The 21550-nt window shown below is 75.7% G+C and carries 17 protein-coding genes; 10 read left to right on the top strand and 7 right to left on the bottom strand.

Annotated elements, in window-relative coordinates:
- The first annotated feature begins 136 nt into the window (after positions 1 to 136).
- From FHU37_RS08675 to FHU37_RS08655, 5 genes are read left to right on the top strand one after another with little or no spacing between them, the layout of a single operon-like run.
- Complete coding sequence (locus FHU37_RS08675; protein ID WP_312892502.1) at positions 137 to 1054, top strand: ABC transporter permease; 918 nt, start codon at positions 137 to 139, stop codon at positions 1052 to 1054.
- Entirely contained in the window at positions 1047 to 1991 is a 945-nt protein-coding gene (locus FHU37_RS08670) for an ABC transporter permease (protein ID WP_179813632.1), read from the top strand. Before FHU37_RS08675 ends, FHU37_RS08670 begins: the two co-directional genes overlap by 8 nt.
- Positions 1988 to 3133 (top strand): ABC transporter ATP-binding protein, encoded by a 1146-nt coding sequence (locus tag FHU37_RS08665; protein WP_179813631.1) that lies wholly within the window; start codon positions 1988 to 1990, stop codon positions 3131 to 3133. Before FHU37_RS08670 ends, FHU37_RS08665 begins: the two co-directional genes overlap by 4 nt.
- On the top strand, positions 3130 to 4152 hold the full coding sequence (locus tag FHU37_RS08660; RefSeq protein WP_312892501.1) for an ABC transporter ATP-binding protein: 1023 nt from the start codon (positions 3130 to 3132) through the stop codon (positions 4150 to 4152). Before FHU37_RS08665 ends, FHU37_RS08660 begins: the two co-directional genes overlap by 4 nt.
- Before the next feature lie 29 nt (positions 4153 to 4181).
- Positions 4182 to 6242, top strand: coding sequence for an N-acetylmuramoyl-L-alanine amidase (locus FHU37_RS08655; RefSeq protein WP_179813630.1), 2061 nt, complete (start codon positions 4182 to 4184; stop codon positions 6240 to 6242).
- A 57-nt stretch (positions 6243 to 6299) separates the two neighbouring features.
- Here FHU37_RS08655 and FHU37_RS08650 read toward each other — a convergent pair whose 3' ends face one another.
- The 5 genes from FHU37_RS08650 to FHU37_RS08630 all read right to left on the bottom strand — a co-directional run bounded on the left by FHU37_RS08650 (position 6300) and on the right by FHU37_RS08630 (position 13290).
- Positions 6300 to 7640, bottom strand: coding sequence for a M20/M25/M40 family metallo-hydrolase (locus tag FHU37_RS08650; RefSeq protein WP_179816123.1), 1341 nt, complete (start codon positions 7638 to 7640; stop codon positions 6300 to 6302).
- 61 nt (positions 7641 to 7701) lie between these two features.
- Positions 7702 to 8550 carry a M55 family metallopeptidase gene (locus FHU37_RS08645; RefSeq protein WP_179813629.1) on the bottom strand — a complete coding sequence of 283 codons (849 nt, stop codon included), beginning with the start codon at positions 8548 to 8550 and terminating at the stop codon, positions 7702 to 7704.
- 33 nt (positions 8551 to 8583) lie between these two features.
- Complete coding sequence (locus tag FHU37_RS08640) at positions 8584 to 10644, bottom strand: S9 family peptidase (RefSeq protein WP_179813628.1); 2061 nt, start codon at positions 10642 to 10644, stop codon at positions 8584 to 8586.
- A 207-nt stretch (positions 10645 to 10851) separates the two neighbouring features.
- On the bottom strand, positions 10852 to 12150 hold the full coding sequence (locus tag FHU37_RS29235) for a cytochrome P450 family protein (protein WP_179813627.1): 1299 nt from the start codon (positions 12148 to 12150) through the stop codon (positions 10852 to 10854).
- Between the two features lie 147 nt (positions 12151 to 12297).
- Complete coding sequence (locus FHU37_RS08630) at positions 12298 to 13290, bottom strand: phosphotransferase (protein ID WP_179813626.1); 993 nt, start codon at positions 13288 to 13290, stop codon at positions 12298 to 12300.
- A gap of 203 nt (positions 13291 to 13493) precedes the next feature.
- On the opposite strand from FHU37_RS08630, the gene FHU37_RS08625 reads away from it, so the two are divergent.
- From FHU37_RS08625 to FHU37_RS08605, 5 genes are all read left to right on the top strand, one after another.
- On the top strand, positions 13494 to 14777 hold the full coding sequence (locus FHU37_RS08625) for a substrate-binding domain-containing protein (RefSeq protein ID WP_179813625.1): 1284 nt from the start codon (positions 13494 to 13496) through the stop codon (positions 14775 to 14777).
- 101 nt (positions 14778 to 14878) lie between these two features.
- A complete protein-coding gene (locus tag FHU37_RS08620; RefSeq protein WP_179816122.1) occupies positions 14879 to 15862 on the top strand; it encodes a hydroxyacid dehydrogenase in 984 nt (327 codons plus the stop codon).
- A 123-nt stretch (positions 15863 to 15985) separates the two neighbouring features.
- Positions 15986 to 17959 (top strand): DUF2264 domain-containing protein, encoded by a 1974-nt coding sequence (locus tag FHU37_RS08615; protein WP_312892500.1) that lies wholly within the window; start codon positions 15986 to 15988, stop codon positions 17957 to 17959.
- Positions 17960 to 18228: 269 nt separating this feature from the next.
- Positions 18229 to 19338 (top strand): S1 family peptidase, encoded by a 1110-nt coding sequence (locus tag FHU37_RS08610; protein WP_312892498.1) that lies wholly within the window; start codon positions 18229 to 18231, stop codon positions 19336 to 19338.
- A 174-nt stretch (positions 19339 to 19512) separates the two neighbouring features.
- Entirely contained in the window at positions 19513 to 19932 is a 420-nt protein-coding gene (locus FHU37_RS08605; RefSeq protein ID WP_179813624.1) for a hypothetical protein, read from the top strand.
- Positions 19933 to 19999: 67 nt separating this feature from the next.
- Here the strand turns inward: FHU37_RS08605 and FHU37_RS08600 are convergent, their stop codons facing one another.
- Positions 20000 to 20749 carry a Clp protease N-terminal domain-containing protein gene (locus tag FHU37_RS08600; protein ID WP_179813623.1) on the bottom strand — a complete coding sequence of 250 codons (750 nt, stop codon included), beginning with the start codon at positions 20747 to 20749 and terminating at the stop codon, positions 20000 to 20002.
- A gap of 72 nt (positions 20750 to 20821) precedes the next feature.
- Positions 20822 to 21529, bottom strand: coding sequence for a MerR family DNA-binding transcriptional regulator (locus tag FHU37_RS08595; protein ID WP_179813622.1), 708 nt, complete (start codon positions 21527 to 21529; stop codon positions 20822 to 20824).
- Positions 21530 to 21550 lie beyond the last annotated feature (21 nt).

Here is a 21550-nt window from a genome sequence, read left to right as displayed (position 1 = left end):
GCAGACCGTCACCGCACCGCGGGCGCCGGCGTTCACCAGCGTGTGGGCGCCGGCCCGCCGACCGGCCGGACGACCGCCCGGCCCCCCACCGACCGACTCCGCACAGCGACGGGACACAAGACGCATGTGGCGTTACGTGGCACGGCGCCTGATCCAGGCCGTCCCGGTGTTCTTCGGGACGACCTTCCTGATCTACGCGCTGGTGTTCGCCCTCCCCGGGGACCCGATCCGGGCCCTCGCCGGGGACAAACCCATCTCCCCGGCCGTGCTCCAGGCACTCCACGAGCGCTACAACCTCGACGACCCGCTCGTCGTCCAGTACGGCAAGTACCTCGCCGGCGTCGTGCTGCGCGGCGACCTCGGCGAGACCTTCACCGGCCAGGACGTCTCCGCCATCATGGCCGACCGCTGGGCCGTCACCGCCCAGCTCGCCGTCACCGCCTGGATCTTCGAACTCCTCCTCGGCATCGCCCTCGGCGTCTGGGCCGGCCTGCACCGCGGCCGCCTCGCCGACACCGTCGTCCTCGGCGGCACCACCCTGCTGATCGCCCTGCCGGTCTACGTCGTCGGCTACACCGCCCAGATGCTGCTCGGCGTCGAGTGGGGCCTGTTCCCCGTCGCCGGCGACAGCGACGGCTGGCCGGTGAGCTACCTGCTGCCCGGCATGGTCCTCGGCTCCCTCGGCCTGTCCTACGTCGCCCGGCTCACCCGCACCTCCCTGGTGGAGAACCTCCGCGCCGACTACGTGCGCACCGCCAACGCCAAGGGCGTCCCCAGGAACCGCGTCATCGTCCGCCACACCCTGCGCAACTCCCTCATCCCCGTGGTCACCTTCCTCGGGGTGGACTTCGGCAACCTGATGGCCGGCGCCATCGTCACCGAGGGCATCTTCAACCTCCCCGGCATCGGACAGGGCGTCTTCCAAGCCATCCAGATCAAGGAGGGGCCCGTCGTGGTGGGCGTCACCACCGCCCTGGTACTGGTCTTCCTCCTCGTCAACCTGGCGGTCGACCTCCTGTACGGCCTGCTCGACCCGAGGATCCGCTATGAGTGATCAGCTCCCGGCCCCGGTCACCCCCGCCGACCCCGGCACCACCAAGGCCACCGCCACCGCCGCCGGCACCGCCGGCCCCGCACCCGCCCCCGGCCGGGCGCCCGGCGGCCACGCCTGGCGCTCGCTGCGCCGCCGCCCCGTCTTCTGGGCGTCCCTGCTCATCCTGCTCACCGTCGGCCTCATGGCGGCCTTCCCCCGCCTGTTCACCGACCTCGGCCCCAACCAGGGCTGCTCCCTGAGCCACTCCCGCCTCGGCCCGACCGCCGGACACCCCTTCGGCTTCGACGTCCAGGGCTGCGACTACCTCGCCCAGACCATCCACGGCACCCGCCCCACCCTGCTCATCGGGGTCGCCGTCACCGCCTTCGCCCTGCTCGTCGCCATCGTGCTCGGCACCCTGTCCGGCTACTACGGCGGCTGGCTCGACGCGCTCGTCGCCCGCGTCACCGACGTCTTCTTCGGCCTGCCGTTCGTCCTCGGCGCCACGGTCATCCTGGTCGCCTTCCCCGACCACGGCATCGGCGCCATGTGCCTGGTGCTCGTCGCCCTCGGCTGGACCACGATGACCCGGATGATGCGGGCCCAGGTGATCGCCGTCAAGGACGCCGACTACGTCGAGGCCGCCCGGCTGCTCGGCGCCTCCGACCTGCGCGTCATGCTCCGGCACATCCTGCCCAACGCCGTCGCCCCGGTGCTCGTGCTCGCCATGCTCGGCGTCGGCAACGTCATCGCCGGCGAGGCCACGCTCGACTTCCTCGGCGTCGGACTCCAGTACCCCACCGTCTCCTGGGGACTCCAGCTCAACGCCGCCCAGGCGTACTTCGTGGACGCCCCCCACCTGATGGCCTTCCCCGCGCTCTTCCTGACCGCCACCGTGCTCAGCTTCCTGCTGCTCGGCGACGCCGTCCGCGACGCCCTCGACCCCCGACTCCGGTGACCGCCGTGAACCAGCCCACCCCCGCCCCCACCCCCGCCGAGGCCCCCTCCACCGCCCCCAAGGCGCCCGCAGCCACCGGCTCCGGCGAGCCGCTGCTCGACGTCGACGACCTGCACGTGGAGTTCCACGACCGGCTCACCGGCACCGTCGTCCACGCCGTGAACGGACTGTCCTACCGGCTGCACGCCGGCGAGACCCTCGCCATCCTCGGCGAGTCCGGCTCCGGCAAGAGCGTCGCCGCCCAGGCCGTCATGGGCATCCTGGACAGCCCGCCCGCCCGCGTCACCCGCGGCGCCATCCGCTTCCGCGGCACCGACCTGCTCACCCTGCCCGACCGGGAGCACCGCCGCCTGCGCGGCGACTCCATCGCCATGGTCTTCCAGGACGCCCTCTCCGCCCTCAACCCCGTCCACCGGGTCGGCGACCAGATCGCCGAGATGTTCGAGGTCCACCGGGGCATGAGCCGCAAACAGGCCCGCGCCCGCGCCGTGGAACTCATGGACCGGGTGCGCATTCCCTCCGCCCGCGCGCGAGCCGGCCACTACCCCCACGAGTTCTCCGGCGGCATGCGGCAACGCGTCATGATCGCCATGGCCCTCGCGCTCGAACCCGACGTCCTCATCGCCGACGAACCCACCACCGCCCTCGACGTCACCGTCCAGGCCCAGATCATGCGACTCCTCGCCGACCTCCAGCGCGAGATGCGCATGGGACTCGTCCTGATCACCCACGACCTCGGCGTGGTCGCCCGCGTCGCCGACAACGCCCTGGTGATGTACGCCGGCTCGGTCGTCGAACGCGCCCCGGTCCGCGACCTCTACCACCGCCCCGCCCACCCCTACACCCGCGGCCTCCTCGCCTCCGTCCCCCGCCTCGACCGCGGCGCCGCCCCGCTGCGCCCCATCCAGGGCAGCCCGCCCAACCCCGCCGCCCTCCCCGACGGCTGCGCCTTCGCCCCGCGCTGCCCGCTGGCGCGCGACCTCTGCCGCCACACCCGCCCCGTCCTGGCACCGCCGCGCCCCGGACCCGCCGCCCCGGCCGCACCGTCGCGCACGCCCGGCACGCCCGGCGCCCCGGCCACCGCCGGATCCCCCACCGGCCGCCAGGCCGCCTGCCACTTCGCCGAGGAGACCGCACCGTGACCGGCACACCCATCCTCCGGGTCCACGACCTGGTCAAGCACTTCCCGGTGCGCCAGGGCCTGCCGCTGGCCCGCCCCACCGCCTGGGTACGGGCCGTCGACGGCGTCAGCTTCGACCTCGCCCGCGGGGAGACCCTGGGCCTGGTCGGCGAGTCCGGCTGCGGCAAGTCCACCCTCGCCCGACTGCTGCTCGCCGCCCAGCGGCCCACCTCCGGCACCGTCACCTTCGACGGCCGCGACGTCTTCGCCCTGGGCAGGCGGGAACTGCGCGCGCTGCGCCGCCGCGTGCAGATGGTGCTCCAGGACCCCTACACCTCGCTCAACCCCCGGATGACCGTCGCCGACATCGTCGGCGAACCGTTCGAGATCCACCCGGAGGTCGCCCCCCGGGGACAGCGCCGCGCCCGGGTCCGCGAACTCCTGGAGCTCGTCGGCCTCGACCCGGACCACGCCGGCCGCTACCCCCACCAGTTCTCCGGCGGCCAGCGGCAGCGCGTCGGCATCGCCCGCGCCCTCGCGCTCCGCCCCGACGTGGTGGTCTGCGACGAACCGGTCTCCGCCCTCGACGTCTCCGTCCAGGCCCAGGTGATGAACCTGCTCGCCGACCTCCAGGCGGAACTCGGCCTGTCCTACGTCTTCATCGCCCACGACCTCGCCGCCGTCCGGCACATCTCCGACCGGGTCGCCGTCATGTACCTCGGCCGGATCGTGGAGATCGGCGACGCCGACCGGATCTACGACCACCCCACCCACCCCTACACCCAGGCGCTGCTGTCCGCCGTGCCCGTCCCCGACCCGGACGCCCCCGGCTGGGAGGAGCAGATCGTGCTGGAGGGCGACCCGCCCTCCCCCCTCGACCCGCCCTCCGGCTGCCGCTTCCGCACCCGCTGCTGGAAGGCCCGGGAGCCGTGCGCCCGCCAGGAGCCGGCGCTGACCGCGCGGGACGGCTCCGCCCACCCCAGCGCCTGCCACTTCGCCGAGGAACGGCACAGCGGCATCCCGCACCAGGCGGACGCCTGACCACCCCTGCCCACCCCCCGAGGAGCCCGATGCGCCCACCCGCCCCCCGCCCGCGCACCACCGGCTCGCCCCCGCACGCCCGGCGCCGCCGCCCGGCGACCACCCTGGCCGCCGCCCTGCTCGCGCTCGCCGCCCTGGCCGCCCCCGGCTCCACCGCCACGGCCGGCACCGCGCCCGGCCCGGCGGGGGAGAACGCCCCGGCCGAGGGCCGGCAGGCCGACTTCGCCGCGGCGTCCGCCGCCACCGGCGTCCCCACGGCGGTGCTGCTCGGCGTGGCCTACCTGGAGTCCCGCTGGGACGCCCACCAGGGCACCCCCAGCACCGACGCCGGCTACGGGCCGATGCACCTGACCGACCCGGCCGCCGCGCTCGCCGCCACCGGACACCACGACGGCGCGGAGGACCCGCGCGGCGACGACGCCCGCCCCCTCCGGCCCGACGAACAACCCACCGGCACCACCGACCCCACCGGCACCACCGAGGCCGCCGGCGCCGACACCGCCGCCGAGGTGCCACCGACCCTGCGGACCGCCGCCACGCTGACCGGCCTGCCCCCCGAGCGGCTGCGCACCGACCCGGCCGCCAACATCCTCGGCGGCGCCGCCCTCCTCGCCCACCACCAGCGCGAACTCGGCCTGCCCGGCAGCGACGACCCCGGCCGGTGGTACGCGGCGGTGGCCCGCTACGCGGGCGCCTCCGACGCCCCCACCGCCCGCTGGTTCGCCGACGAGGTCTACGCCACCATCCGCGCCGGCGCCGCCCGCACCACCGACGACGGACACGCCGTCACCCTGCCCGCCCACCCCGAAGTGGCCCCGGACCGCGCCCAGCTCGACGCGCTCGACCTCCCGGCCGGCCGCACCGGCCCCACCGAGTGCCCGCCCACCCTGCCCTGCGAGTGGATCCCCGCGCCGTACCAGGTGCTCGACGGCGACGACTACGGCAACCACGACCAGGCCGACCGGCCGGAATCCCAGAAGATCTCCCACATCGTCATCCACGACACCGAGACCTCCTACGACGGAACGATTCGCCTGGTCCAGGACCCCGCGTACGTCAGCTGGCACTACACGCTGCGCTCCCGCGACGGGCACGTCGCCCAGCACGTCCCCACCGAGGACGTCGCCTGGCACGCCGGCAACTGGTACGTCAACGCGAAGTCCATCGGCCTGGAACACGAGGGCTTCCTCGCCCAGGGCGGCGCCTGGTACACCGAGGCCATGTACCGGGCCTCCGCCCGGCTGGTCCGGTACCTCGCGCACACCCACGACATCCCGCTGGACCGCGCGCACATCGTCGGCCACGACAACGTGCCCGGCACCACGCCCTCCACCGTCGCCGGCATGCACGAGGACCCCGGACCGTACTGGGACTGGGCGCACTACTTCGACCTGCTCGGCGCGCCGCTCCACCGCGCCGGCCCCGCCGACTCGGGGAGCGTCGTCATCCTCCCCGACTTCGCCACCCACACCGTCCCCTACACCGGCTGCGCCCCCGCGCGGCCACTCGACCCGTGCCCCGAACAGGGCTCCGGCTCCGTGCTGCTGCGCACCGCCCCACGCCACGACGCGCCGCTGGTCACCGACGTCGGCAAGCGCCCCGGCGGCGCCACCATGAGCGTCCACGACCACAGCGCCCGGGCCTCCACCGGCCAGCACTTCGCCGTGGCCGAGCGCCGCGGCGACTGGACGGCGATCTGGTACCTCGGCCAGAAGGCGTGGCTGCACAACCCCGCTCAGGCGCCCACCGCGCTGCCCAGCCGGGACGTCCGGGTCACCCCGGCGCCGGGCCGCACCTCGATCCCGGTCTTCGGCCGCGCCTACCCGGAGGCCGCCGCCTACCCCGCGGGCGTGCCGGCCCAGCCGCTCACCCCGATGCAGTACCAGCTGCCCGCCGGACAGGTCTACACCGCCGGCCCGGAGGTGGCCGGGGAGTACTACCGCGCCGTCACCTTCGACACCGCCGGCCACCAGGTGGTGCGGGGCACCCAGGAGTACCGGCAGATCCAGTTCGGCCACCGGTTCTACTTCGTCCGGGCCGAGGACGTCGTCGTGCTGCCGGCTCCCGGGACCCCCGCCCTCGAACACTGACGCCGGGCCCGGTGCCCCGCGACGCCGACCGGCGCCGCGGGGCACCGGCACCCGGTCTCAGCGGGTGCGCAGGAACCGGTCCAGCACCCGGGTGCCGAACCGCAGCGCCTCCACCGGCACCCGCTCGTCCACCCCGTGGAACATGCCGAAGTAGTCCATCTCCGGCGGCAGCAGCAGCGGCGCGAACCCGAAGGAGCGGATGCCGATCCGGGCGAACGACTTGGCGTCGGTGCCGCCGGCCATCACGTACGGCACCGGACGGCCCGCCGGATCCTCCGCCCGCAGGGCCTCGGCCAGCGCCGCGAAGGTCGGCCCGGAGGCGTCGGCAGACGGCGCCTGCTCGAAGTTGACGAACTCCCGGGTCACCCGCGGCCCCAGCAGCCGGTCCACCGTGGCCAGGAACTCCTCCTCGGTGCCGGGCAGGAACCGGCCGTCCACCCGCGCCGTCGCCGTGCCGGGCACCACGTTCACCTTGTACCCGGCCTGCAGCATCGTGGGGTTCGCCGAGTTGCGCACCGTCGCCGCGAACAGCTCGCCGACGGCGCCGAGGCGCACCGCCTCCGCGTCCAGCCGGTCGGTGTCGACGGTGGTGCCGAGCGCCTCGCCGAGGCCGTCCAGCAGCGCCCGCACCGCCGGGGTGAGCCGGACCGGCCAGCGGTGGGACGCCAGCCGGGACAGCGCGTGGCACAGCTCGGCCACCGCGTTGTCCTCCGTCGGCTTGGAGCCGTGGCCGGCCGTGCCGCGCGCGGTCAGCCGCATCCACGCCGTGCCCCGCTCGCCGGTCGCCACCGGGTACACCCGGACGCCACCGCCCGCCGTCACGCTGAACCCACCGGACTCGCTGATCGCCTCCCGGCACCCGGTGAAGAACTCCCGCTGCTCGCGCACCACGTACCGGGACCCGAAGTCCCCGGTGGACTCCTCGTCCGCCAGGAAGGCCAGCACCAGGTCGCCCCGCGGCCGGACGGCCTCGCGCATCCACCGGCGCACCACCGCCAGCGTCATCGCGACGCTGCCCTTCATGTCCACGGCGCCCCGGCCCCACACGCAGCCGTCCACCACCTCGCCGGAGAACGGCGGCACCGTCCACTCGGCCGGGTCGGCCGGCACGACGTCCAGGTGGCCGTGCACCAGGAACGCCGGGTGCCCCGGATCGGTGCCGGCGATCCGCGCCAGCACGCTGGTGCGCCCGGGGGCGGCCTCCACCAGCGTCGTGGCGACGCCGACCTCCTCCAGCAGCGCGGCGACGTGCTCGGCCGCCGCACGCTCGCCGCGCGCGCCGCCCTCGCCGGCGTTGCTGGTGTCGATGCGGATGAGGTCCGCGCAGATGCCCGCCACCTCATCGGCCGACGGAGCCGACGGCGCGCACGGCGCGGCGGGCTCCGGCCCGGGTGGCACACCGGTCGTCGCCGTGGCGGCCTCCGCCGTCGCGGCCGGCGCGGGCCGCTCGGTCGCGCGCTCAGTCAAAGTCCGCCTCCTTGGCCGCCGACGCCAGCCGGCTGACGGCGGTGAAGCAGCGCACGGCTTCCCGCATCGACCCCAACTCGTATCCGACGGTGCGCGGGTCGATCAACTCGACACCCGGCACCAGGGTGGCGGCCTCCGCCAGATGGGTCGCGGTGAACTCCACCTCGAAGCGGTGCGGCCGGGCCCCGGCCGGGGCGGCGGCGGCCTGCTCCGCGCGGATCCCGGCCAGCTCCCCGGCCGCCCGCCGGGCCGCCTCGCGGATCGCCTCGGCCGTGCGGGCCGGCGGCAGGCAGCGGGCCGCGTACCGGCTCACGCAGAACTTCACCGGCACCAGGTGGGCGCCCGGGGCGTAGTCGGCCGCCTCCGCGCAGGTCAGGTCGTCACCGGTGACCAGCGCCACCGGGACGTCGAACTCGGCGGCCAGCAGGGCGTTCATCCGGCCCTCGCCGGCCGGCGCGCCGTCGATCCGCAGGTCCAGCAGCCCGGCGCCGAGGTAGGTGTGGGCCAGCACCCCGCGCCGGCCGGCACCGGTGTGGTAGCCCACGAACGCCACCGCGTCGGCCTCGTCGACCCCCTGCATCATGCTCAGCGGCTTGTGCCGGCCGGTGATCATGGTCGCCCGGGTGTCCAGCTCCTCCAGCAGCACGTTCCGCATCGAGGAGTGCGCCTCCACCACGACGACCTCGTCGGCGCCGCCGGCGAGGAAGCCGTCCACGGCGGCGTTGACGTCACCGGTGAGCATCCGGCGGAACCGCTGCCACTGCGGGCTGCCCGGTGCCACGTCGGCCGGCCAGGTAACCCCGGTGGCGCCCTCCATGTCGGCGCTGATCATCACCCGCACGGGCCTCGTCCTCTCTTCCTCTGGTCGCTTCGGTCAGGCCGTCGGCACGGCGCCCCCGGCGCCGGCGGGGAGGTCGATCGGCCGCACGCCCGGTGCCCGGAAGCCGAAGATCTCGGCGTAGAAGGCGAGTTCGGCCTCCAGCGCGGCGGCGACCGTCTCCGCCCTGCGGAACCCGTGGGTCTCCCCGGGGAAGGTGAGGTACGCGCAGCGCCCGCCGGCGCGGCGCAGCGCCGCCGCGAACCGCGCGGACTGCTCGGGCTCGACGATCACGTCGTCCAGGCCGTGCAGCAGCAGCGCCGGCCCGCTGGCCCGGTCGGCGCGCGCGACCCAGGAGCGTTCCCGGTAGCGCGGCTCGGCCCCGGGCAGCGGGCCGATCAGGCCGTCCAGGTAGTGCGACTCGAAGTCGTGGGTGCCCCGGGCCCAGGCGCGCGGGTCGGTGATGCCGTAGTAGGACACCGCCCCGCGGTAGGCATCGGTGGAGGTGAGCGAGGCCAGCGCGGTCCAGCCGCCCGCGCTGCCGCCCCGGATGGCCAGCCGGTCCGGGTCGGCGAGCCCGTCCGCGGCCAGCCCCCGGGCGACCGCCGCGCAGTCGGCCACGTCCACCACGCCCCAGTTCTCCCGCAGCCGCTCCCGGTAGGCGCGGCCGTAGCCGACCGAGCCGCCGTAGTTGACCTCCACCACCCCGATGCCCCGGCTGGTGAAGTAGGCGACCTCCAGGTCGTGGGCCATCTGCACGCCGCCGGTGGGGCCGCCGTGGGCGAACACCAGGTACGGCGGGGGAGTGTCCGAAGGGCCCCGGTGGTCGGGGGAGTGCGGCGGGTAGACGTGGGCGTGCACCGGGCCGCTCGGGCCGGGGTAGCTGGCGGCGTACGGCCGGGGCAGCCAGGCGCGGTGCGGCGGGTCGGCCTCCCGCGGCCGGTCGCCCTCCCCCGGCCGGTCCGCCCGGCGCGGCCGGTCGCCGCGCGGTGGCCGCGGGGGCGTCACGTCGGCGGTGGCGAGGTCGATCCGCACCACCTCCCAGGGCCGGTCCGGCGCGCCCGCCACCCCGGCGGCCAGGAGGCCGTGCGCGTCCAGGGTGGGCTGCCACACCGTGCCGGCGGGAACCGGCAGGTCGGCGATGTCGCCGCCGTCCGGGTCGAGGACGCCGAGCCGGCGGTCGTCCCCGGTGCCGTGCAGGGTGAGCAGGCGCCCGTCGGCCAGCACGTGGAACCAGACGAGTCCGGGTTTCCACAGCGGCCCGCCGAACTCCTCCGGCCGCGCGGCCAGGTTCCCGGACGGGCCGCCGTCCAGCGGGATCGCGTACAGGTTCCACCAGCCGTCCGGGTCGGTGGCCGCGTACAGGGTGGTGGCGTCGCGCCACTCCGCCTGCGCGACGGCCTCGCCGTCGCCGCCGGCCAGCCGCCGTCCGGGGCCCGCGGTGCCGTCGGCGCGCAGCGGGGCCACCCACAGCTCCGCCTGGTCCCACGGCATGTGCGGGTGGTCCCAGCCGATCCACGCCAGGTGCCGGCCGTCCGGTGACGGGCGGGGGCCCACCACGAAGCGCTGCGCGCGCACCACCGGCCGCACGGCGTCGCGGTCGTGCGCGGCGGTGCCGTCCAGCGGCACGGCGACGATGTCCCGCAGCACGTCACCCGGCCGGTCGCCGGTCACCGTCTCGCGCACGCACCACACCTCGTCGCGGTCAGCGACCACCACGAGGTCGGCGTAGCGCAGGCCGGCCGGGCGCTCCGGGGCCGGGGTGAGCGGGCGCGGCGCGGCCGTGCCGTCGGGGTCGTGCAGGTACAGGCGCTGGTCCGCCCACTCGGTGAAGACCAGTCGGGCCCCCTTGCCGTCGCCGCGCGGGACGGGGCGCCAGGCGCGCCCGCCGTACTCGTGGACCCGGTTGCGGGCGTTGGAGCCGGGCGGCAGCGCGTCCCGCGTCGCGCCGTCCGGGAGCGCGCGGACCACGCAGCGCCTCCCGCCCTGGAGCGGGCGCGGTTCGTCCCACCAGATCTCGTCGCCGGCGACCGCCACCCAGCCGGGGGCGCCGTCGGCGCGGGCGACGTCCGCGGCGCCGATGGGCGAGCTCCAGGTGCCGTACGGGGCGGTCTTCACGGGCGGCTCCAGCGGGTCGGGCCGCCGCACGGGCCGCGGCGGCGGGGGCGCGGCCCGGGCGGGTGTGGCGGGTCGGTCGGCGGTGGCGCGTGATGACGTCCTCCCCGCATGAGGGCCGTGGGATGCCTGACCGCCCCCCGGCTTCGCCCGGCCGTGTACGGTCCGCCCCCGCCCCGCTCCCGCCCTGCCGCTGCCCCCGCCCTCGGCTCAGCGCGGCGGGCCGCCGTCGGGGGCGCCGGGGCCGGCGGCGACGGAGGTGCCCGCGGTGCCGGTCGGGGCGGTGGCCGGCCCGTGGCCGTGCGGCCACACCGGGAGGGTGACCGGCCCGTGGGTCAGGATCGACCGGGTGTGCGGCAGCGTCGCGGAGGGGGCCGCGAGCCGCAGCCGCGGCAGCCGGCCGAACAGGGCGCGCAGCGCGATCCGGGCCTCCAGACGGGCCAGCGGGGCACCGAGGCAGAAGTGCGGCCCGTGGCCGAACGCCAGGTGCCCGCGCTGCTCGCGGGTGATGTCGAAGCGGTCGGCGTCCGGGCCGTGCTGCGCGGGGTCGGTGGCCGCGCCGGCGACGCCCAGCAGCAGCGGCTGCCCCGCCGCCAGCGGCACCCCGGCGATCTCCACCGGCTCGACCGGATAACGGAACATCACCCCGGTGACCGGCGAGTACCGGCGCAGGGTCTCCTCCACCACCGCGTCCCAGCGGTCCTCCGCGAGGGCCAGCCGCAACTGCCCGGGGTGGTCGAGCAGCGCGACGACGGCGCGCCCGAGCAGGTGCTCGGTGGTCTCGTGCCCGGCGATGACCAGCACGGAGAGGGTGCCGACGAGTTCCTCCGGGGTGAGCCGGTCGCCCTGGTCGCCGGCCCGCACCAGGGCGGTGGTCAGGTCGTCGCGGGGGTGGGCGCGCCTGGCCTCGACCAGCCCGGCCAGGTACTCCAGCAGCCCCGCGGAGGCGGCGGCCATCTCCTGGGCGCCGTGGGTTCCGGAGAACAGCACCCGGGAGTGGCGGCGCAGGAGCGGGCGGTCCTCCTCCGGCACGCCGAACAGCTCGCAGATCACCATCATGGGCAGCGGCTCGGTGAACGCCGGCACCAGGTCCACCACGCCGTCGGCGGCCTCGACGGCGTCCAGCAGGTCCGCGACGATCCGTTCGACGCGGGGACGCAGGGTCTCCACCCGGGCGGGGGTGAACGCCTGCGCCAGCAGCCCGCGCAGCCGCCGGTGCTCGGCGCCGTCCTTCATCAGCAGGTTGTCCCCGGCGATCAGCGGGCGCAGCGACCAGTCGGCGGGCACCGTGCCGTCGTGTAGTGCCGGCCAATTGCGGGGGTGCTTGCTGAACCTGCGGTTGTCCCCGCCGAACACCTCGCGCGCGGTGGCGTGCGAGGCCACCGCCCACGCCGCGACCCCGCCCGGCAGCTCCACCGGGACGACCGGCCCGGCCTCGCGCAGCCGGGCGTAGGTGTCGGGGACGGGCTCCCCGTCGGGGTCGGGGAGGACGAACGGGCAGTGCGCCACCGGGCGTCACCTTCCTCGGAGGGGCGGTCGACCGGGGGACGTACGTCCGGACGACTCGACGGGCCAACGGAGATGACTCATCATCACATCACCGCGACGCCCCGTGGCCGGCGAACCTCCGAGCGGAGGAGCGCCAGACGCCCCGCGCTACCCGGTGGCCTCGCCGGTCAGCCGTGCCAGGGTGCCGGCCAGGCCCTCCCACGCCTGCTCGGTGTCGGGCGTTCGGCCGTGCGGGGTGCGGAAGGAGGCGAGGTAGACGGCGGTGTCGTCGAGGTCCCAGCGCAGCCGGTACAGCGCCAGGGCCGACGGATCCGGCCGTCGGCCGCCGGCGTCGGCGTACCGTTCGAGGTCGTCCGGCCCCGCCGCCACCATCCACAGGTCCCGTTCGGGTACGGCCAGACCCACGGTGTCCCAGTCGACCAGGAGGTGGTGCCCGCCGAGCCGCAGCAGGTTGCCCGGGTGCGGTTCGCCGTGGGTCACCACCGGCTCCCGGCCGCCGTCGGCCAGCTCCCGGATCCGCCGATCGAACTCGTCCAGCCGCCGGCGCAGGCCGGCGGCGTGCTCGGACAGCAGCGCCCGGGCGGGTTCCGCGAAGGGGCCGCCGTGCCAGGGGGCGCCCAGCTCGTCGAGGGCCGCCTCCAGACCGGCCCGCGCGGGCACCGCGGGCCGGGCGAGCGGAACGGAGGCCGGGGGCGCCGCCCGGTGCAGCCGGGCGAGCAGTTCCACGACCGCGCCGCGCTCCGCGGGGGTGAGCGCCTGCCCGAAGTCACCGGGGGAGCCGTCCAGGTACGGGAAGACGCTGACGCCGTGGCGGTCCCCGAGCCGCCGGAGGGTCCGGCCGCCGGCGTCGCGCAGCGGTGCCACGACGAAGTCCAGCCCCGGCCGGTCCCGCAGGGCCGCGGCGGTGTCCATGGCACGGCGCAGACCGCGGAACGCGGCGTCCGTTCCCGTTCCGCAGTGCGGCTTGTGCGCGAGGTCGGCGACGGTGACGAACCACCGCCGTTCCCGGTCGTCGACCGCGGTCCAGTGGTAGTCGCCGAAGCCGACCGGGGCGTACGCCAACGACACCCCGTCGACGCCCCACGCGGTCAGGGCCCGCCGCAGCGCGGACTCGTCGAGACCTTCCGGCCGATCCCTCATGCCCCGAGGCTATCCGGCCGCCTCCGGCGAACCGCCCCGGAGCGAGCGCACCCAATGCGACATAAAGCGTCAGAACGGATACCTATGCGCGAGAATCCTTAAGAAAGCTTCATTTTCCTCCATGGTGATGGCAGGATGATCCGGGCACGGCGGGGACCGGACCCACCGCCGGCGCGGTCGCACCAGGTCGGAAGGGGAATCGCTTGCTCGCCCAACAGCGCTACGACCACATCCTGGACCGGCTGCGCGACCGCGGCGCCGTGCGGATCGCCGACCTGGTCGCCGAGCTGGGGGTCTCCGACGGAACCGTCCGGCGCGACCTGGACCTGCTCGCCGAGCAGGGCCGGCTGCTCAAGGTGCGCGGCGGCGCCGTGCCACGGCCCGCCGGCACGGCCGGGGCGACGCCCCCCGGGGACGCCGACCGGGCCGGCTTCCCAGCCCCAGGAGGCGCGCGGGGCGCCGCGCCCGGGCCACCGCGGGGCGCCGACCCGTCCTTCGGCACCGCGACCGCCGGGCACCGGGGCGAGGCCGGCGTCATCGGCGTCCTGGTCCCCTCGAACACCTTCTACTACCCGTCGGTGGTGAGCGGGGTCCGCGCGGTCGCCCAGGCAGCCGGCGTCCGCGTGGTGCTGGCCATCTCGCACTACGACCGGGAGGCGGACCAGCGGCAGATCGAGGGCCTGCTGGCCTCCGGCGCCGAGGGCGTCCTGGTGGCCAGCGCCACCGGACGCGAGGTGCCCGACGACCTGGCCGACTGGCTGCAGCGGCTGCCCGTCCCGCACCTGCTGATGGAGCGGCGGCACGCCGACCGCTTCGGCACCGGCGAGTACGTCGTCTCCGACCACCGGCAGGGCGCCTTCCGGGCCGTCCACCACCTGGCCTCCCTCGGCCACCGCCGCGTCGGCCTGTTCGCCGCCCACAGCCCCACCGCCCCACTGGTCGCCGAGGGACACGCGGCGGCGGTGCGCGGGCTCGGACTCGACCCCGACGCCCCGGTCCACCGGGCGCCCCCCACCTCGCAGGCCCCCGGGCAGCTCGGCGAACGACTCGACGCCCTGGTGGAGGAGTGCCGCACCGGCGGCACCAGCGCCCTGCTGGTCCACTCCGACCAGGAGGCGGTGACGCTGCTGCAACGCCTGCGCGCCGCCGGGGCCAAGGTCCCCGACGACATCGCCGTGGTCGCCTACGACGACGAGGTCGCCGCCCTGGCGGAGGTGCCGCTGACCGCCGTCGCCCCGCCGAAGCGCGAGATCGGGGAGTACGCCGCCCGACTGCTGCTGGAACGGATGACCGCGCGGCGCCCCCTCCCCGTGCGGCAGCTGGTGCTGCAACCGACCCTCGTCGTCCGGGACTCCTGCGGCGCGCCGAGGAGCGCCGCGACCGGCGACGCCCCGCCCGGCCGGCCCGCGCCCGACCATCCCGCCGTCCCGGCCCCCGGGGCCGCGACGCACCCCAGCCCGTCCAGCCCGAGGAGGGCAGCGCCGTGACCACCAGCCATCGGACCGTACCCAGCGAGGTGACGGAGCCGGCCGCCCCCGGCGCACCCCTCCCGCCGGCGCGGCGACCGCGGGCGCGCGCCCTGCTGGCCATGGCGCCGTCGCACGTCCCGCGGTTCTTCCCCCCGGCCTCCCTGGAACGGCTGCGCTCGCTGGTCGACATCGATCCCGACCTCGTGGTCACCGACTTCGCCGAACCCCGCGCCGCGGCCGCGCTCGCCCAGGCCGAGGTGCTGGTCACCGGGTGGGGCTGCCCCCGGTTCGGCCCCCGCGAACTGGACGCCGCGCCCCGGCTGCGCGCCGTCGTGCACACCGCGGGCACCGTCAAGCCGCACCTCACCGAGGAGTGCTGGCACCGCGGCGTGGCGGTCTCCAGCGCGGCCGCCGCCAACGCCCTGCCGGTCGCCGAGTACACCCTGGCCGCCATCCTGCTGGCCAACAAACGCGTGCTCACCACCCGTGACCTGTACCGGGAGCGGCGCGGCGGGCCGGTCGACTGGCACGCCACCCTGGCCGGACACGGCAACTACCGCAGGGTGATCGGCGTCGTCGGCGCCTCGCGCATCGGCCGCCGGGTGATCGAGCTGTTGGCGCCGTTCGACTTCGAGGTGCTGGTCAGCGACCCCCACCTGAGCCCGGCCGACGCGGCCGCGCTCGGCGTGACGCCGGTGGAACTGGACGAACTGTGCGCCACCAGCGACGTGGTCTCGCTGCACGCGCCCGCACTGCCCAGCACCCGCCACCTGATCGACCGCCGACGGCTCGCCCTGATGCGGGACGGCGCCACCTTCATCAACACCGCGCGGGGCTGGCTCGTCGACCACGACGCGCTGCTGGACGAACTGGCGTCCGGACGGCTGCACGCGGTCATCGACGTCACCGAACCCGAGGTGCTGCCCGCCGACTCCCCCCTGTACGAGCTGCCCAACGTGCTGCTCACCCCGCACGTGGCCGGCTCGATGGGGGGAGAGCTGCGCCGCATGGCCGACTTCGCCCTCGACGAGCTGGAGCGGTGGGTGCGCGGAGAGCCGTTCGCCGAACCCGTGCTGCTGGAGCACCTGGCCCGCAGCGCCTGACTCCACGGCGTTCATGGCGTGTTCTGCTCCCTCGTGGAGTATCACGCGCGAAATCGTTGACTGGTGTTCGAACATGATGAAAACGTTGTGGATCGTCAGGGACACGGTCCAAGGAGGCGTCACGTGACAACCACCCCCACCGGGGACGACCCCACCCTCTCCCCGTTCACCGGCTGGACCCGGGCGCACTGGGAGCAGACCGCCGACCGGATGCTCACGGCGGTCCGCCCCCACGCCTCCCCCCGAGGCGCGCTGATCGACCTCCCCGGACCGCCCAGCGGCTCCGGCCGGTGGAGCGACGGCCTGGAAGGCTACGCCCGCACCTTCCTGCTCGCCGCCTTCCGCATCGCCGGCAGCGGCGGCCAGGCCCCCGGAAGCCTCATCGAGCGCTACGCCGACGGCCTCGACGCCGGAACCGACCCCGCCTCACCGGAACGCTGGCCCCGACTCGACGAACTCGCCCAGGCCCGCGTGGAGGCCGCCTCCGTCGCGCTCGCCCTGCACGAGACCCGCCCCCACCTGTGGGACCGACTGCCCGAGCGGGTCAGGGCCCGCGTCGTCGACTGGTTCACGCCGATGCTCGGCGCCCGCATGCCGAACTGCAACTGGGTCTGGTTCCAGGCCGTCGTCGGAGCCTTCCTCCGCTCCGTCGACGCCCCCTGGCGGCCCGCCGACATCGACCGCACCATCGACCTCACCGAACAGTGGTACGCCGGCGACGGCTGGTACTCCGACGGCGACGAGATCCCCGGCGACCACCGCAACTTCGACCACTACAGCGGCTGGGCGATGCACTTCTACCCGCTGTGGTACTGCCGCATCTCCGGCCCGAAGCACACCGCCCCGGAACTGGCCGAGCGCTACCGCGCCCGGCTGCGCCGCTACCTGGCCGACGCCCAGCACCTTGTCTCCCCGTCCGGCCCACCGCTCTTCCAGGGCCGCTCCCTGACCTACCGCTTCGCCGCCCTGGCCCCCTTCTGGGCCGGCGCCCTCTTCGACGCCACCCCGCTGACCCCCGGCGCCACCCGCCGCCTGGCCAGCGGCATGCTCCGTCACTTCCTCGACGCCGGCAGCCTCGACGAACGCGACCTGCTCACCCTCGGCTGGTACGGCGAGCACACCCCCATCCGCCAGAACTACTCCGGCCCGGCCTCCCCCTACTGGGCCTCCAAGGGCTTCGCCGGACTGCTGCTGCCGGCGGACCACCCGGTGTGGACCGCCCCGGAGGAAGCGCTGCCCTCCGAACGGCGCGACGTCGAACTCGCCATCTCGGCCCCCGGCTGGACCGTCTCCACCACGGCCGCCGACGGCATCGTCCGGATCGCCAACCACGGCACCGACCACGCCGCCGGCGACATGCTCACCACCGACAACCCCCTCTACGCCCGCTGGGCGTACTCCAGCCACACCGGTCCCGACCCCGACGCCCCCACCGACGGCGACATCGCCGCCGCGCACGTCACCCTGGTCGACGCCGAGGACCGCGCCGCCCACCGCGGCCCGCTGCGGCGCGTCGCCCTCGACGGCCGGGTCGGCGTCTCCCGGCACCGGGCACACTGGCGCGCCACGGACGGCACCCCGGGACCCGTCCCGCACGGCCCCTCCCCCTGGGTGACCACCGCGTCCGTCCTGCACGGCCCCCAGGAGGTGCGCCTCGCCCGGGTCGACCCCGACGCCGGCGGCCCCCTGCCCCCGCTGCGACTGCGGATCTCCGGCCACGCCATCGCCGACGCCACGCCGCCCACCGCGGCCACGGACGAGCGCGGCGCCGTCGCCGTCCACCGCCCCGACGGGCTGACCGCCACGGCCACCGTCCTGCTCGGCCCGCTGAGCACCGCCCTGGCCCGCACCACCGGCCGCAGCGCCCACGGACGGCACAGCGCCATCCCCTACACCGAGACGGCCGGCCCGGTCGAGGCCGGCCAGCTGTACGCCGTCCTGCTCGGCCTGCACGGTGCCGGCGGCACCCCACCGGAGGGCGAGGTCCGCGTCGCGGTGGAGGAGGACGCCACCGGGGCACGGGTGCGGGTGAGCTGGCCGGACGGCGCCGAGGACGAACTCCGCCTCGACCCGCCGCGCGACCCCGCCCTCGGCTGACGGGACGTCGACGTCGCCGGGCCCCGCCCCCGGAACCTCCTGGGGGCGGGGCCCGGGGCGTGCCCGGCCCCGGCGCGCCCCGGGGCGGCGGATCGCTGACCCGGTGTCGCACGGGCGCCCGAAGGACAGACCCGACCCCGGCGGAGCGTGATGGCGGCGGGTGCCAATCCACCACATTTCGGGTGAACACCCCGACAGGCGCGACTGTCGGTAGCGCGATCGGGGGAGTCTTCCTGAAAGGACTCCAGGAGTTCCTCAAGGAGAGCCGAGTGCGCATCAGCGACACCCCCCGCCGCCCCCGTCGCCCCCACCTTCCCGCCGTCGCCGCCCTGGGCATGGCCATAGCCGCGGCCCTGGCCGTGCCCTCCGCGACGGCCGTCCCGGCCGAACCCAGCACCCCGCAACCCCTCGCCGACGTCGTGACCACCGCGGTGGCCCTGGAGAGCAGCCTCGGCGACGCGGCGGCCGGCACCTACCTGGACCGGACCACCGGACGGGTCGTCGTGGCCGTCACCGACGAGGCCGCGGCCGACCAGGTCCGCGCCGCCGGCCTGGACGCCCGGATCGTCGAGCGCAGCACCAAGGAACTGCGCGCCGTGATCACGGAGCTGGACACCACCGTCGACCTCACCGGAACCGCCTGGGGGATCGACCCCTCCACCAACCAGGTCGTGCTCTCCGCCGACGACACGGTCACCGAGGCGGAACAGGCCGAGCTCTCCGAGGCCGTCAGCCGGTTCGGGGACGCCGTGCGCGTCGAACGCGTCAGCGGCGAGCTCCGGATGAACCTGCTGGGCGGGGAGGCCATCTACAACGGGGCCGTCCGCTGCTCGCTCGGCTTCAACGTCAGCGACGGCACCACCTACTACTTCCTCACCGCCGGCCACTGCGGCGACCCGGGCTCCACCTGGGCCGCCTCCCCGACCGGCACCCCCTTCGCCACCATGGAGGAGAGCTCCTTCCCCGGCGACGACTACGCCGTCGCCCGCTACACCAGCGGCGAGACCCCGCCCAGCGCCGTCCGCCTCGACGGCGGGGCCGAGCAGCCCATCACCAGCGCCGCCGACCCGGTGGTCGGCCAGACGGTGAGCCGCAGCGGATCCACCACCGGGGTCGAGGAGGGCGTGGTCACCGCGCTGAACGCCACGGTCAACTACCCCGAGGGCCGGGTCAGCGGGCTGATCCAGACCACCGTCTGCGCCGAGCCCGGCGACAGCGGGGGACCGCTGTTCTCCGAGAGCGTTGCGCACGGCCTGACCTCCGGCGGCACCGGCAACTGCACCACCGGGGGCACGACCTTCTACCAGCCGGTGACCGAGCCGATGGAACTGTTCGACCTGGACGTCTACACCGACGACGGCACCGGGGCAGGCCGGTAGGCCCCGCGCCCGGCCCCGCGCCCCACACCCGCCGGCGCCGCGGCACGCGGGCGCCCGCCACGGCGCCGGGGCCCGGCCACGCGCGGGGTTTTCGTTCCTTTCGCCCGGGTATGCGGGAGCCGGAGTCCTCAGGCTCCGCAGCCGCGGAGGCAAGAGAGCCGCACGGGAGTGATCATGAGCCCGCATCCTCGAATACGCGCCGTGCTGGCGACGGGGGTCCTCGCCCTCGGCCTGTCCCTGGCCGCGCCCGCCGAGGCCCAGGAGGTCTGCTCCGGTACCGGACCGCGCCAACCCGACCCCGACGGACTGCTGCGCCCCACCACCTACTGCCGCAACCTCGGCGGCTACGTCGGCCCGCCCGCCAGCTTCGGCACCGGCTACCTGCACGAGGGGCGGAACTGGTTCGTCTGCCAGCAGGAGTTCCCCGGCCTCGGCGGCCCGGAGGTGGGCGACCTGCGCAGCGACTGGTGGCTGTGGACGCAGGGCGACGTGGCCTACTCCGACGACGGGCGGGGCTGGTTCCCCGCGACGAAGATCATCGGGAGCACCAGCGACGAGCCCGTGCCCGGCGTGCCGATGTGCCGGGCGGAATGACCCGCACACCGCCCGCCTCCCGCGCCCGGTGACCGCTCCGTCACCGGGCGCGGTTCGCGTCAGCCGGTCAGGCCTGCCCCTCCGCCTCCCGAGCGGCGAGGTCCGCGGCCACCGCCTCGGTCACGCGGGCGGCGACCGCCGCCTTGTCGACGCCGAGGTCGGCGAGCGGACCCGTGCCGCCCGCCTGCTCCAGCAGCGCGAGCAGGATGTGCTCGGTGCCGATGTGGTTGTGCCCCAGGCGCAGGGCCTCCCGGTAGGTGAGTTCCAGCGCCTTTTTCGCCCCCGCGTCGTAGGGGATGAGGTCGGGCACCTGCTCGGCGGCCTCCGGCAGTGCGGCGGTCGCGGCCTGCCGGACGCTCTCCACGGACACCCCCTGCGCCAGCAACGCCTTGGTGCCCAGGGCGTCCGGCTGGCTCAGCAGCCCCAGGAGCAGGTGCTCCGGGCGGACTAGGTCGTTGCGGGCCGCGTGCGCCTCGTTCGCCGCCGCGACCAAGACGTTCCTGGCCCGCTCGGTGAACCGGTTGAACCCCTGGCTGGGATCGAGGTCCGCGCCCTGGCCGCCCGCCTTCGGAACGAACCGCTTCTGCGCCGCCTGCTTGGTGACCCCCATGGACCTGCCGATCTCCGTCCAGGAGGCCCCGGAGCGCCGGGCCTGGTCGACGAAGTGGCCGATCAGGTGGTCCGCCACCTCTCCGATGTGGTCGGCGAGCAGCACCGCGCCCGCGAGCTGGTCGAGGGCCTCGGGGTGCGCCTTCTTGATGGCCTCGATGAGGTCGTCGAGCCGGACCGGGCTGGTCATGCGAATGGAATCCGTCATGCGTCAACCATAGGTTGACCCTAAGGATGTCGTCAACCCGAGGATGACGATCCCTGTTGCGCGGACGGGATGTCACCCGCGCCCGGTCTGCCCGCCCTCCACGCCGAGATAGCGACCGAGCTCGGCGGACGCGTGCAGCATGGCCAGCGCGCGGGCGTGGAGGCGGCCGCGGCGGTCGGCGATCGCGGACGCGACCGAGGCGGGGGACGCGGTGTCGCGCAGTTCGGCCAGGAGCGGCGCGATCTGGACCAGGAGGTACGCGCTGCGCCGCAGCTGGTGGACGATGTGGGCGTCCCGGACGTCGCCGGGGGAGTAGGTCCGGTACCCGGTGGCCGGATCCCGGGTCGGGTGCAGCAGGCCGGCCCGTTCCCACCGCCGCAGGGTGGCCGGGCGCAGGCCGAGCCGGTGGGCCAGGGCGCCGATCGTGGTGTGGCGGTGGCTCGGCCGCCCGTCGGGTGCGCGATTCAGTTCCGTGAGCGCCTGCTCGATCGCGTCCAGGGTCCGCCGGTCGGTGAGCAGTTCGGCGTGGCCGCGGTCGATGACGGTGAGTGCCTCGTCGGTCCGGCCGGCGTTGAGCAGCGTCATGATGGACCGCGCCGCGGCGTGGCCGTGGGCGGGGACCAGGGCGAGGAAGGTCCGCAGAGCGGCGGCGTGCCTGGCGGTGTAGCGCCGGTAGCCCGAAGGGGTGCGCTCGGCGGCGGGCAGGATGCCGGCCGCCTCGTAGTTGCGGACCGCCTGACCGGACAGTCCGTGCGGCCGCGCCAGGTCCACGGGCCTCACGCGTTCTCCTCCAACCGTCGC

Source organism: Allostreptomyces psammosilenae (genome assembly GCF_013407765.1).
GTDB lineage: Bacteria > Actinomycetota > Actinomycetes > Streptomycetales > Streptomycetaceae > Allostreptomyces > Allostreptomyces psammosilenae.
Note: the sequence above shows the minus strand (reverse complement) of the source record. Positions and strands in the feature narration are given on the sequence as shown.

Excerpts from the sequence above, each read along its gene's own strand:
- FHU37_RS08670 (WP_179813632.1), top strand. The coding sequence starts at position 1,047 with ATGAGTGATCAGCTCCCGGCCCCGGTCACCCCCGCCGACCCCGGCACC.
- FHU37_RS08605 (WP_179813624.1), top strand. The coding sequence starts at position 19,513 with ATGAGCCCGCATCCTCGAATACGCGCCGTGCTGGCGACGGGGGTCCTC.
- FHU37_RS08620 (WP_179816122.1), top strand. The coding sequence starts at position 14,879 with ATGGCGCCGTCGCACGTCCCGCGGTTCTTCCCCCCGGCCTCCCTGGAA.
- FHU37_RS08630 (WP_179813626.1), bottom strand. The coding sequence starts at position 13,290 with ATGAGGGATCGGCCGGAAGGTCTCGACGAGTCCGCGCTGCGGCGGGCC.
- FHU37_RS08655 (WP_179813630.1), top strand. The coding sequence starts at position 4,182 with ATGCGCCCACCCGCCCCCCGCCCGCGCACCACCGGCTCGCCCCCGCAC.
- FHU37_RS08600 (WP_179813623.1), bottom strand. The coding sequence starts at position 20,749 with ATGACGGATTCCATTCGCATGACCAGCCCGGTCCGGCTCGACGACCTC.